Source organism: Streptomyces sp. NPDC008125, from assembly GCF_042957125.1.
Classification (GTDB): domain Bacteria; phylum Actinomycetota; class Actinomycetes; order Streptomycetales; family Streptomycetaceae; genus Streptomyces.
In genome coordinates this window covers 98,365-111,319 of the sequence record NZ_JBIBHR010000023.1, presented here as the reverse complement: position 1 = coordinate 111,319, position 12,955 = coordinate 98,365, and the positions used below count along the sequence as shown (strand labels likewise).

Genomic DNA, 12,955 nt, shown 5'->3' with positions numbered 1-12,955 from the left:
AACGTCACCCGCAGCCGCCTCGGACGCCTCACCCGCCAAGGCTTCCTCACCCAACCCCGACGAGGCCGCTACCAGAAGCGGACTTAACGCCCTCTTAGGCAGGGCATGAAGTCATCCGCAGCACGCACTGCGGAAGACCTACAATCCAGCCTGGGACCTTGTTTGTCGTCATCTGAGCCACTGCCGGTGGCCAGCCGGTGGCCGGACGCCTTCGGACGGGGCAGCACAAGGGATCACCGGCCAACCAGCCGCACATGCTCTGATCAGGCAGAACGTCACTCGGCAGCACAGCGCGGCACCACGCAGCACGAACGCTCACGGTCTTGTAATGCGTAGGTCGTTTGGTTCGATGCGGCAGGGGATTCCTGGGAAACCTCAAGTCACGCATCCTGTACCTGGGCTCCTTTGGCGGCTTGCTCCGAGCCGATCAGCTTGAGGTTGCCCCTAAACGATCTTCGCCGCAGGGGTGTCTGGGCGACTTCCACCACGACCCGGAGTTCCGGCTCCGCACTGCGCTGGAGCTGCGATCCTCGGCCGCCCCGGAGGGCGACCGCCACCGACCGGGTCCGCGCTGGCCTCCACCGGGCCCGCATGTTGCGATCCTCGGCCGCCCCGGAGGGCGACCGCCACCCGCCCCTGGGCCAAGCACCCCGGCTGGCGCATCTGGTTGCGATCCTCGGCCGCCCCGGAGGGCGCCCGCCACCCGGGAGTGCGAGTACGTTCTCTGGGGCACCCGCGGGGTTGCGATCCTCGGCCGCCCCGGAGGGCGACTGCCACAGGAAAACGGGCACAGCCTCGACGTCACCACGGAGTTGCGATCCTCGGCCGCCCCGGAGGGCGACCGCCACGACGCCGCAGCTTTCGCGAGGAACATGACAGACATGTTGCGATCCCCGGCCGCCCCGGAGGGCGACCGCCACGCCGCAACCCACTCACCGAGGATGAACCGGCGGTAGTTGCGATCCTCGGCCGCCCCGGAGGGCGACCGCCACCCTGACTGACCAGGGGTACAAGTTTGATTCGTGCGGGCGTATTTGGCGAACGTCAAGGCAAATGGGAGAATTTGGACATTCTCCTTGGGTGTGACCTGTGTGTCACGTGTGTGCTTGGGGCCCCGAACCTGCTGACGGCCTTCACGTCGTCCGGGCGTGGAATGGGTGAGTACCGATGATGCAGCATCAGCGGGCCCTATACCTGCATGTGTGACTTTTTCCTTTGGCTGTCAGTGGGCTCGTGTAGTTTCTGCCTACTGGCCGAATCGGGGAGGTTCGTGCTGGCTATGGGGGTTCTGTGTCTTCTGGGAAGTTATACGCGCATAGTCGTAGTTCGGTCTCGGGTGCGCGACATGAACTGACGGACCACCTGCGTGGATCGGCGGCCCTCGCGCGTAGGTTCGGAGACGTCTTCGGGGCGGGGGACCTAGCGGAGTACCTCGCTCTGGTGCATGACGTCGGCAAGGGCTGCTGCTCCTGGCAGGACGGCTTGCTGCAGCGGGCGGAGCCGGAGGGAAAGCCGGTGGGGGTCCCGCACAAGGAGGCCGGCACCCGTCTGGTCGCCGAGTATGCGGGCCTGCCGTTCGCCGCCGCGGTGCAGGGGCATCACGGTGGTCTGCCGGACCAGCAGAAGATCAAGGACGTGCTGACCGCGTTCCGGGGCAGCGGGCCGGACGCTGCGGCTGCGCGTGAGGCGACTCGGCAAGTTGCCGAGCTTGTTCCGGAGATCGTCCGCACGGGTCCGGTGGCGTTGCCGCCGTGGGTGGCGGCCCTACGGGGGGCGGTTGCCCGGACGGAGGTGGACCTGCTGGTGCGCATGGTCTTCAGCTGCCTGGTGGACGCCGACTTCCTCGACACCAGCGCGCACTTCGACGGCCGTGCGGCGCCACGGCTCGCCCCGGCGAGGGACATGGGCCTCTTGTCCCAGAGGTTCCAGGAGAGGCGCGCCGCGTTCCTGGCGGAGAGGCCGGAGTCCCCCGTGGACGAGATCCGCAGACGGGTTTTCGCCGAGGCGGTGGCCGCTGCCGCGCGCGAGCCCGGGATGTATGTCCTGCATGCGCCGACCGGAGGGGCGAAGACGATTGCCGCGGGGGGCTTCGCTCTTCGCCATGCCGCCAGGCACGGCATGCGGCGGGTCGTGTTCGCCGTCCCCTTCATCAGCATCACGCAGCAGAACGCGGCGGTGTACCGGTCGCTCCTCGATCCTCTGGAGGAGGACGCGGATCGTGAATCGGTGGTTCTGGAGCACCACAGTTCCGTCAGTCTGGATGAAGGCAGTGACGAGGGTGCTTGGGCGCGTCTGGCCGCCGAGAACTGGGACGCTCCGGTCGTTGTGACGACCATGGTTCAGCTTTTCCAGTCGCTGTTCTCCGCGAAGCCGTCCGCCATGCGCAAGCTGCACCGGTTGGCGGGATCGGTCATCGTGCTGGACGAGGTACAGGCGCTTCCCGACCGGCTGCTGAACCCGATCCTGAGCGTGCTGAGGGGGCTGGTCGAGCGTTACGGGGCGACGGTCGTCCTGGCCTCGGCGACGCAGCCGGACTTCTGGTCGCTGTCGAAGCTGGACGGGGTGCCGCGCCACGGCATGCTGGAGGACGTGCCTGGCTTGTTCGACGAGCTGAGGCGTGTGACGTACGAGTGGCAGCTCGGCGACGACGTGACCTGGCAGAGCGTGGCCGAGGACATCGAGGAGCGTGCAGGCGACCAGGTCCTCGCGGTGGTCAACACCACCCGGGACGGGGCGCGCCTTCACCGCCTTCTCACCGAGGATTCGTCGGCGCCCGGTCCGGTCCTGCACTTGTCGACGCGGATGACCGCGGAGCACCGCCGTGAGGTGATTGACCAGGTCCGTACCCGCCTCAAGAAGGGTCTTGCGGTACGGGTCGTGTCGACCTCCCTGATCGAGGCTGGTGTCGATGTCGACTTCCCGTCGGTGTACCGCGCGTGGGCGCCGGCGGAGTCGTTGCAGCAGGCGGCGGGGCGATGCAACCGCGACTCCCGGATGGAAGAGCCGGGCACGGTGGTCGTGTTCCGGCCTTCTGACGGCGGGACTCCGAAAGATCTGTCCTACCTCGCCGCCCTCGAAGCCGCCGCCGAGTTCTTCGGCCCGTATCCGCTGGCCGATCCCGACGACCTGGAGGCTCTGGCTGGTTACTACGCCAAGCGCTACGCGCTCCAGGGCGAGGATCACGCCATGGGCGAGCGTATCGAGGAACTGCGCCGGGCCTGGGACTTTCCCCAGGTCGCTCGTGAGTTCCGCATGATCGACGACGTCTACGGCCAGTCCGTCGTGGTAGTCCGATCCCAGAAGACGGTCGAGGAGCAGGACGCGATCTGGGCGGACATCCACCGGCTGCGCGCCCCCTACCCCAGCGGGCCCGAGTGCCTGCGCCGCCTGCAGCCGCACATCGCGACCCTGCCGCGCCATGAGGTCGCCGAGGCGCTGCGATTGGGGCTGGCGGAGCCCGTCGTGGGGGACCTCGTCGTATGGCGCGGCTACTACGACGAGGCCAGAGGGCTCGATCCCGAGCACCGTGAGGACAGCTCCGCTTTCCTCGTCTGACACCGCATCCCTGTTCGCCCCTCTCTCTGTCATGCCAGCGTTCCCGGTCGGCTGATAGGGCGATCTTGCCGTCGCCGGCACCTTCTTCCGGTACAGCACCCCCTCGTTCTCTTCGGCCCGGAGCCGACAGCACACCGAAGGAGCTCTTCCCTTGAGCACCGTGACCACCAGCCCACGCCGAGAAGCGCGCGGCAACGACGGATGGGCCTTCCCTGATCTCGTCGTCGAGACATGGGGCGACCTCGCCTGCTTCACCCGGCCCGAGCTGAAGGCAGAACGGGTCAGCTATCAGGTGATGACGCCGTCTGCGGCGAACGGCCTGCTCCAAGCCATCTTCTGGAAGCCGCAGTTCCAGTACGTGATCCGCCGCATCGAGGTACTGGCACCGATCCGTTGGACACGGCTGCGGCGCAACGAGGTCGGCTCCGTGATCACCGGACCCGACTACCGCAACCTCCGCCAAGGAAAGGGCCGTCGGTACGACGTCGAGGAGGACCGTGACCAGCGCAGCACCATGTGCCTGCGCGACGTGCGCTACCGCATCCACGCCCAGATCGTGGTCGCCGCCCCCGCCCTCAAGGGCTCGGCCGCTCATCCGCCGGCCTCCGAGGAGAAGTTCCGCGAACAGCTGCGCCGACGGGTGGAGCGGGGCGCCTGCTTCTCCCAGCCGTTCTTCGGGTGCCGGGAGTTCACCGCCTTCTTCGGCCCCGCCAACCCGGACCACGACCATCTACGGCTCGATCACACCGAAGAGCTCGGGGTGATGCTCCACTCCATCGCCTACACGGAGGCGGGCGAACGCTACCGCTGGTTCAGGGCCAGCCTTCTCGACGGAGTTCTCGACGTGCCCCTGCGGCCCCTGGGCGAGGAGTCCGTCGACATGCCCCGGAGCCCGTGGCGCGCGGACACGAAGGAGAACTGACCGTGCTGCTGCAACGGCTTACCGAGTACGCCGACCGGCTCGGCGGTGCCTTGCCGGCCGAGTACTACCGCACCAAACAGATCCACTGGGTCCTCGACCTCGACACGGACGGCACCGCCACGCTCAGGGACCTGAGGGTCTCGGCGAAGAACCGCGACCAAGCCCGCACCATGCCGGTGCCCTACGTACAGCGGTCCGGCACCAAAGTGCCCCCCTACCTGCTCGTCGACACCGCCGAGTTCGTCCTGGGCGTTCCCAAGACCGACAAGACGAACCCGCCCACGGACAAAGCACGGGAGGAAGCCAGCCGCCGACACGCTGCCTACCGCGACCTGGCCCTGCTCTGGGCCCAGAACGCAAAGGACGATCCCGGAGCCACGGCTCTGCGTTCGTACTTCACGGGCGGAGGTCCGGCCGGCCTGGACATCCCTGAGGAGGTACAGGCCAAGGACACCGTCGCGGTGATGGTCGCCACGCGCTGGCTGCACGAGGAACCCACCGCCAAGTCCACCTGGGCGCCCGTCGTACGCGAACGCAAGGGCGGCGCCGACGACAAGCCCGGCCTGTGCCTCGTCTGCGGCAACACCGCCCCCCTGCTGGCCACCATCCCGGAACCGGTGAAGAAGGGCGCTGTACCCACCAGCGGCGGCAGCAACGAAGGGCAGCTCGTCAGCATCAACAAGCCCGCCCAGGGACGGGACGGCAAGACCCAGCTGGTGAACACCCCCATCTGCCACCGCTGCGGCGGCCGGGCCATGGCCGTCCTCAACCACCTTCTCGCCACGGACACCCACAGCCGACGCTTCCGTGACGACGGCGTCATGGTGTGGTGGACCCGCCACGCAGGCGACGACTCCGCGATGGCACTCCTCTTCGGCAACGCCCCCGACCCGGCCGACATCGCCCACCTCATCGACTCCCTCGACAACACCCCCACGCCCCACACCGCGCAACGGGTCGACGACGACGAGTTCCACGCACTGACCCTCGGCCTCAACAACGCCCGCCTCGTGGTCCGTGACTGGATCGACATCCCCCTCACCGACCTCAAGGCCACCGTCGCCGCCTGGTACACGGACCACGGCGTCTACGACGGATGGAAAGGCACCACCCGCTACGTCCCCCTCTGGCTCCTGGCCCTGTGCTGCGGACGCGCCCAGGACGGCCGCTACGCCAAAGACAGCGCCCCCCACGGCCTGGAAGCCGAACTCGTCCACAGCGCCCTGCGCCGCACCCCGCCACCCGCCCGGACACTGCCGCTGCTCCTGCAGCGCATCCACGCCGACCAGCACCTCGACCCTGCGCGGATCGCGCTGCTGCGCCTCATCCTCAACCGCTCCAGCGACCCCAAGGACCACGTCACCATGACCCTGGACGCCGACTGCCGCGACGCCTCCTACCTGTGCGGACGTCTCTTCGCCGTCCTCGAGGACATCCAGACCACCGCGCTGCCCAACCTCAACACCACCCTGCGCGACAAGTACTTCCGCACCGCGGCCACCGCCCCAGGCACCACCCTCACCAACCTCCGAGTCGGTGCCAACGCCCATCTCAAGCGCCTGCGCCGGGACAAGAAGGGGGCTGCCGCATCGCTGGAACGCCAGCTCGGCGAACTCTTCGGCCTGTTCAACGACGACATGCCCCGCCACCTCACCCCCCTCCAGCAGGGCCGCTTCGTCATGGGATACGAGCACGAACGAGCCGCCAAATGGGACCGGATCCGGCGCGCGAAGGAAAAAGGCGAGGCCAGCCCGGAGGAGTGATCCTCCGCAGTCCACCACCCGCCCCACAACCCCCGACTGAACCCGCAGCTCAAGGAGTAGCGAGAACATGACCGCACCGCACCTGGACCCAGCCCGCAAGCACGACTTCGTCTTCTTGATCGAAGCCACCGACTCCAACCCCAACGGCGATCCCGACAACGGCGGCCTGCCCCGCACCGACCCCGTGACCGGCCAGGGCCTGATCACCGACGTCGCCCTCAAGCGGAAGATCCGCAACACGGTCTCGCTGATCAACGAAATCGACAAGAAGCCCGGCTACGAGATCTACGTCGCGGCCGGCGTCGCTCTCAACGCCCAGCACGAACGCGCCTACGCCGACGGAGACCAGGGTGGCAACGCCACCAACCAGGCCACCGCGCAAAAGTGGATGTGCCAGAACTTCTTCGACGTCCGCATGTTCGGCGCCGTCATGTCCACCGGCAAGGCCGACCGCAAGGCCGGCCGGGTCCAGGGGCCGGTCCAGATCGGATTCGCCCGCTCCATCGACCCCGTCACCCCCTTCGACATCGGCATCACCCGCGTCACCCCGACCCGGCAAGAAGACGTCGAGGCGTGGAAAAACCCCGAGGAAGGCAAAAGCAAGGGCAAGGAAACCGAGATGGGCTCCAAGCACATCGTCCCCTACGGCCTCTACAAAGGCGCCGGCCACTTCAGCGCCCCCCTCGCCTCCCGCACCGGCGTCACCACGAACGACCTCGCCGTCCTCTGGCGCGCCTTCACCCACATGTTCGAGCACGATCGCGCAGCAGCCCGCGCCGGCCTCGCCCTGCGCGGCCTCTACGTCTTCACCCACGCGGATGCCTTCGGCAGCACCCCCGCACACGAACTCATCGACCGCATCACGGTGAAACCCCTCGGCGAGGCCACCGCCCGCACCTTCGCCGACTACGGAAGCATCGACGTGCGCGACGCCGACCTGCCCGACGGCGTCAGCATCACGAGGCTCGTCGGGTGACCACGCCGCACCAGCCCACGACAGGAGAGGGAGACTTCACCCAGGTCTCCCTCTCCTCTCTGGAGCACTACGCCTACTGCCCCCGCCAGGCCGGCCTCATCCTCCTCGAACAGACGTGGACCGACGACGCCGCCACCATCCGCGGCACCCTTCTCCACCAGGTGGCGGTCGCCCTTCGGGGCGACCGAGGATCGCAACAGGTAGTCGCTCAGCGCTGTTCGGATCGCGTCCTGGGTGGCGGTCGCCCTTCGGGGCGACCGAGGATCGCAACGACTTCACCGGGCTGGACCGGCAGAGCCCTGCGATCGTGGCGGTCGCCCTTCGGGGCGACCGAGGATCGCAACTCCCGGACCATCCGTACGACCCGAACCCGCTCCAGGGTGGCGGTCGCCCTTCGGGGCGACCGAGGATCGCAACTTGTTCAGCGGCTCCACGATGAACGACGCCCGGTAGAGGTGGCGGTCGCCCTTCGGGGCGACCGAGGATCGCAACGTTTTGGTGCGGCGCAGGGTCACCGTCAGCGCGTCCCAGGTGGCGGTCGCCTTTCGGGGCGACCGAGGATCGCAACACGCCGAGGTCGGTGACGCCGTCGACCTGGGCGCTGCGGTGGCGGTCGCCCTTCGGGGCGACCGAGGATCGCAACAACACCAGCGTGAACATCTCCGCCCCGGCACGGCTGGTGGCGGTCGCCCTTTGGGGCGACCGAGGATCGCAACGCCTACTCCGGGGTCATGGCCGCCCGCGCCGCCGCACGTGGCGGTCGCCCTTCGGGGCGACCGAGGATCGCAACATCGCGTACGTCGTCTACGGCCCCCCAGGTTCTTCCGGGTGGCGGTCGCCCTTCGGGGCGACCGAGGATCGCAACATGATGTTGCCGACCGTGCCGAGGAGGTCGCCGAGGTGGCGGTCGCTCTTCGGGGCGACCGAGGATCGCAACCTCGACGCCGCCAAGTCGGCGATGGAGTACTCCCAGGGTGTAGGTGACCTTGAGTTTCGGGGGGGGTGTGGCGGTCGCCCTTCGGGGCGACCGAGGATTGCAACTGTTTCACCTTGCAGACCAGCCGCGACCAGGGCGCCAGTGGCGGTCGCCCTTTGGGGCGACCGAGGATCGCAACGGTCTGGTCCCGCCCGCCGCGCTCGCGGCCGGCTGGCGGTCGCCCTGCGGGGCAGTGACCGCGGGTCGCAACTACCAGGCCGAGCGGCGACGCGCGGTGGCCGCCGGGGTGGCGGTCCCCTCCGGGGCGACTGAAGACCGCAACTCCATCGCGCGCCAAGATCGGTAGCACGGCTAAGGACCACGCCGCACGAACGCTCACGGGCTCGTCGTGGCAGGTCTCGAGCTCGATCCGCCAGGGACTTTTCAGGGACTTTCAGCTCTGTCGGAGGGACATCCGAGGGAGTTTTCGCAGTACAAGCACGGAAGGCTACGACAGCGCTGAAAGGCCCACGGCTTCGGGCTCGACCCTCCGCGCCGTCGCTCCACTGCGCTCCGGCACGGCGGTGGGCAGGGTAGTAGCAGGCGAGACCCTTCGGGGCCGCACACGGTCCTGACCGCGGAAAACGCGCCCCGGCAGGTCCGGCGGTGACACCGCCGGACCTACTGGCAGGGCGTCAGGCGTACGGGTAGAACCCCGCGCCCGACTTCCGGCCCAGCCGGCCCGCGTCCACCATGCGCTGGAGCAGCGGGGGAGCGGCGTACAGGGGCTCCTTGTACTCCGCGTACATCGAGTCGGCGACCGAGGCCACCGTGTCCAGGCCGATCAGGTCCGCCAGCTTCAGCGGCCCCATCGGGTGGGCGCAGCCCATCTCCATGCCGTTGTCGATGTCCTCACGGCTGGCGATGCCCGACTCGAACATCCGGATCGCGGAGAGCAGGTACGGGATCACCAGGGCGTTCACCACGAACCCGGACCGGTCCTGCGCCCGGATCGGGTGCTTGTCCAGCACCTCGCGCACGAGCGCCTCGGCCCGCAGCACGGTCTGCTCGGACGTCGTCAGGGCGGGAATCAGTTCGACGAGTTTCTGCACCGGCGCCGGGTTGAAGAAGTGGATCCCGATGACCTGGTCCGGCCGGGAGGTGGCCACGGCCAGCTTCACCAGCGGAATGGACGAGGTGTTGGAGGCCAGGATCGCGTCCGCCCGGGTGACCACCTGGTCGAGCACCCGGAAGATCTCCGTCTTGACCTGCTCGTTCTCCACGACGGCCTCGATGACCAGGTCGCGGTCGGCGAACTCGCCGAGGTCGGTGGTGAAGCTGAGCCGGCCCAGGGCCTCGTCCCGCTCCTCCTCGGTGATCTTGCCGCGCTCGGCAGCCTTCGACAGGGAGTTGTGCAGCCGGGTACGCCCTATCTCCAGGGCCTCACCGGTGGTCTCCGCGACCATCACGTCCAGACCGCTGCGCGCGCAGACCTCCGCGATACCTGCGCCCATCTGGCCACAGCCGACCACTCCGACGCGTGCAATGTCGGCCATAGAGTCCGTCACCTCGTGCCTCTCCCTGATCTCCGTATCGCGGGACCCGTGGGTGGCGGTACCCGCTTCGACCTCCAGACGGTACCCGGCGACGCGGCCCAAGTTACCTGCGGGTCAGCGACGGTCCGAGAAGGCATGATCTGCGTCACGCAGCCGACCGGAGCGGTACGGCGGAGCGCGAGAGGAAGGCGGAGAGCATGCGGCGCATGGGCCGGAGGGCATTCGTACGGGGCGCGGCCGGAGTGGTGGCCGCCCTGGCGGCACCGGGTCCGGCGGGGGCGGCGGGACGCGTGCCTCGTGACCGACGTCACCGGGCGGTGACCGGTCTGCGCGGGATGTGGATCGCCACGGTCGCCAACGTCGACTGGCCGTCGGCCACCGGGCTGACGGCGGCCACCCAGCGCAGCGAGCTCCTCGCCCACCTCGACCGGGCCGTCCGGTTCGGCCTCAACGCGGTGATCTTCCAGGTGAGGCCCAGCGCCGACGCCCTCTGGCCTTCGCCCCACGAGCCCTGGTCGCAGTACCTGACCGGCGTCCAGGGCAAGGACCCCGGCTGGGACCCGCTCGGCACGGCGGTGACCGAGGCGCACGCCCGCGGCCTGGAACTGCACGCCTGGTTCAACCCGTACCGCGTCTCCAACCAGACCGACCCGAAGAAGCTCGTCGTCACCCATCCCGCCCGGGTCCACCCGGACTGGGTCGTCCCGTACGGCGGGAAGCTGTACTACGACCCCGGGCTGCCGGAGGTCCGCGCCTTCGTCCAGGACGCCATGCTGGACGCGGTCAGCCGGTACGACATCGACGCGGTCCACTGGGACGACTACTTCTATCCGTACCCCGTCTCCGGCCAGACCTTCGACGACGCCGACACCTACGCCGAACACGGCGCCGGCTTCAGCAGCAAGGCGGCCTGGCGCCGGGACAACATCGACCGGCTGGTGAAGGAGACCGCCGACCGGATCAAGGCGGTCAAGCCGCACGTCCGCTTCGGCATCAGCCCCTTCGGCGTCTGGCGCAACGAGACGACCGACCCGCTCGGCTCGCCGACCGCCGCCGGGGTGCAGACGTACGACGACCTGCACGCGGACACCCGCAAGTGGATCAAGCAGGGGTGGATCGACTACATCTGCCCCCAGCTGTACTGGAGCATCGGCCAGTCGGGCGCCGACTACGCCGACCTCGTCCCCTGGTGGGCCGAGGTGGTGGACGGGACGGACGTGGACCTCTACATCGGCGAGGCGCTCTACAAGGCGGGCGACCCCGCCCAGAACTCCGCCTGGCAGAACTCCGCCGAACTCTCCCGCCACCTCACCCTCACCGAGGACTACCCGGCCGTCGGGGGACACGCCTTCTTCTCCGCGAACAGCGTGAAGACGGACCGGATCGGTGCCATGGCCCGAGTGGCGGCGGACCACTACGGGGTGGGGTGAGTTTCTTCGACGGGGTGGGGTGAGGCGCTTCCTTGGGGCCGGGCACCTCCCCCAGGGGGTCGGTGCGGTGAGCGAGCGCGCGAAGGGCAGAAGCGGTGCCGTACGGGGTGCTGTCTGCTGGACCGTCGGGATCCTGGCGTTGCTGGTGGGCATGGTGCCTGCGGCGAGCGGGCGACTGCCCGACAGAATGGCGACGCACTGGAACGGGGCAGGGCGGCCCGACGGCTCCATGCCTCTGTGGGCGGCCTCGCTCGTACCGGCGCTGATGTGGGTGGTGGCGGCCGTCGTGATCGGGCTCGCCGGGTGGCGCGGAAACGCCGTGCCGGGTGGCGCGGCGCGAGAGTGGGCGGCCACCGCCCTGCTCACGACGGGGGTCTTCCTGGTCGGCTGCCAGGCATCGGTCGTACGGGCGAACCTGGACCGGGCCGACTGGCATCAGGCGCGCTCGGTGATCGGCTGGATGGTCGGAACTCTCCTGGTGGCGGCGGCGGTGGGGATGACCACGCGGTGGGTGAACCGCCGGCGGGCCACCGCCCCGGGACGGGCGGAGGACGGTCCGCGCATGGATCTGCCCGCCGGGCAGAAGGTCATGTGGTTCTCCCGGGCGTCCAACCCCTGGCTCCACGTGTCAGCGGCCCTCGCCGGAATCGTGGCCCTGGGCGCCGTCATGGTCGCGGTCGTGGGGGTGACGGCCCCGCACTGGACGCTGATCGCGATGTCCGTGCTCACCTCGGTCCTGTTTCTGGCCTGCGCCTCCGTGCGGGCCACCGTCAGCGAGAAGGGGCTGACGGTGTCGTTCGGACCGCTCGGCTGGCCGGCGCGGCGCTGGGCCCTCCAGGACATCGACCTGGCCCGGGCAGAGAACCGCACACCGAGTCAGGCCGGCGGCTGGGGCTACCGACTGAACGGGCTCGGGACCACCGTGATGCTTCGCGGCGGAGAGTGCCTCGTCATAAGCGCCAAGGGCAAGGACTTCGCCGTGAGTGTGGACGACGCCGAACGGGGCGCCGCGCTGCTGAACTCCCTGGGCCGGCGGCGGTCGGGATGAGGTGTGCCCGGTGGTGCCCATGGGCGCGCCGCTGACGGTGGCGGGTCTCCGGGCTCCGCGAGGGGCCGGAAGACCCGTCCGCCGCCGCACATCAACGGGGGCAGCCTGGCCCCGTTCGCCGTCAGCTGCCCGCGTCGCTCACCAGGGTGAAGCTGGCCGTGCTGTAGTCAGGGCGGCCCCCTGTCCGTCCCGGACCAGCGCCACGGCCTCGACCCGGGAAGCGGGCTCGGCGGGGGCCGGTGAGGAGGGAGCATCGGGTCAAGGCGATGGCGTCCCTCGCTGGGCGCCGGTAACCGTGAGGAGTATCGGGCGTCGCGTCCTTGTGGTCACGGGCGTTCCCCGGCCACTCGCCCAGCGTCCCTGCCGTGCCGCCCGGTTTCCCGGTGCTTCCCGACCCAGGCCCGGAGCAGGCGCCGGGTGATGTCGGCCGCCTCCCGCATGTGGGCGAAGGCGCTGAAGCACGGCGTCTCCCGCGTCGGGGCCTTCGCCGCCAGCAGGACGTACGCCTTGCCGATCAGTTCCCGTACGGCCGGGTCGTGGTCGGCGTCCAGGTCTTCGCGGACGAGCAGGTTGAGGAACCCGTGGACCGCTCCGGCGTGCGCGAGGATGTCCTCGCGGGTCGCCGTGGTGAGGTGCAGGCCCAGCACCTGGCCCGTGATCTCCGAGATGGTCTCCACATCCACGGGCGCGGTGTCGTGGGTCGTCGGCGCAGCTCCGTCGGTTCGGCTCGTCGGCACGGCTTTCTCCTTCTGTTGGTCTCTCACGCCTACGTAACCGCGCGGTCACGCG

At 69.3% G+C, this 12,955-nt stretch carries 8 protein-coding genes and 2 CRISPR repeat arrays; of the genes, 6 read left to right on the top strand and 2 right to left on the bottom strand.

Annotated elements, in window-relative coordinates; all coding sequences use genetic code 11:
* Window positions 1–531: 531 nt before the first annotated feature.
* Window positions 532–992: a CRISPR direct-repeat array (repeat unit 26 nt; unit sequence CGGCCGCCCCGGAGGGCGACCGCCAC).
* A gap of 298 nt (window positions 993–1,290) precedes the next feature.
* From ACFZAX_RS30820 to cas7c, 4 genes are all read left to right on the top strand, one after another.
* The gene (locus tag ACFZAX_RS30820; protein ID WP_390965592.1) at window positions 1,291–3,555 is read left to right on the top strand and encodes a CRISPR-associated endonuclease Cas3''; all 2,265 of its coding nucleotides are present in this window, start codon (window positions 1,291–1,293) and stop codon (window positions 3,553–3,555) included.
* Between the two features lie 160 nt (window positions 3,556–3,715).
* Window positions 3,716–4,477: a type I-C CRISPR-associated protein Cas5c gene (gene cas5c / locus ACFZAX_RS30815; RefSeq protein WP_390965597.1), complete on the top strand. Its 762-nt coding sequence runs from the start codon at window positions 3,716–3,718 to the stop codon at window positions 4,475–4,477.
* Window positions 4,478–4,479: 2 nt separating this feature from the next.
* Window positions 4,480–6,240 (top strand): type I-C CRISPR-associated protein Cas8c/Csd1, encoded by a 1,761-nt coding sequence (gene cas8c / locus ACFZAX_RS30810; protein ID WP_390965591.1) that lies wholly within the window; start codon window positions 4,480–4,482, stop codon window positions 6,238–6,240.
* A gap of 67 nt (window positions 6,241–6,307) precedes the next feature.
* Window positions 6,308–7,216: a type I-C CRISPR-associated protein Cas7/Csd2 gene (cas7c, locus tag ACFZAX_RS30805; RefSeq protein ID WP_390965590.1), complete on the top strand. Its 909-nt coding sequence runs from the start codon at window positions 6,308–6,310 to the stop codon at window positions 7,214–7,216.
* A gap of 160 nt (window positions 7,217–7,376) precedes the next feature.
* Window positions 7,377–8,153: a CRISPR direct-repeat array (repeat unit 37 nt; unit sequence GTGGCGGTCGCCCTTCGGGGCGACCGAGGATCGCAAC).
* A 674-nt stretch (window positions 8,154–8,827) separates the two neighbouring features.
* Here cas7c and ACFZAX_RS30800 read toward each other — a convergent pair.
* Entirely contained in the window at window positions 8,828–9,688 is an 861-nt protein-coding gene (locus ACFZAX_RS30800) for a 3-hydroxybutyryl-CoA dehydrogenase (protein WP_390965589.1), read from the bottom strand.
* 197 nt (window positions 9,689–9,885) lie between these two features.
* Between ACFZAX_RS30800 and ACFZAX_RS30795 the strand changes: the two genes are divergently transcribed.
* Window positions 9,886–11,118, top strand: coding sequence for a family 10 glycosylhydrolase (locus tag ACFZAX_RS30795; protein ID WP_390965588.1), 1,233 nt, complete (start codon window positions 9,886–9,888; stop codon window positions 11,116–11,118).
* 67 nt (window positions 11,119–11,185) lie between these two features.
* A complete protein-coding gene (locus tag ACFZAX_RS30790; RefSeq protein ID WP_390965587.1) occupies window positions 11,186–12,166 on the top strand; it encodes a DUF1648 domain-containing protein in 981 nt (326 codons plus the stop codon).
* Between the two features lie 326 nt (window positions 12,167–12,492).
* On the opposite strand, the gene ACFZAX_RS30785 is transcribed toward ACFZAX_RS30790, so the two are convergent.
* Window positions 12,493–12,903 carry a hypothetical protein gene (locus tag ACFZAX_RS30785; protein ID WP_390965586.1) on the bottom strand — a complete coding sequence of 137 codons (411 nt, stop codon included), beginning with the start codon at window positions 12,901–12,903 and terminating at the stop codon, window positions 12,493–12,495.
* Window positions 12,904–12,955 lie beyond the last annotated feature (52 nt).

What these genes read in the sequence shown, in the direction of transcription:
- ACFZAX_RS30795 (WP_390965588.1), top strand. Translation starts at nt 9,886, where the DNA reads ATGCGGCGCATGGGCCGGAGGGCATTCGTACGGGGCGCGGCCGGAGTG.
- cas7c (WP_390965590.1), top strand. Translation starts at nt 6,308, where the DNA reads ATGACCGCACCGCACCTGGACCCAGCCCGCAAGCACGACTTCGTCTTC.
- ACFZAX_RS30800 (WP_390965589.1), bottom strand. Translation starts at nt 9,688, where the DNA reads ATGGCCGACATTGCACGCGTCGGAGTGGTCGGCTGTGGCCAGATGGGC.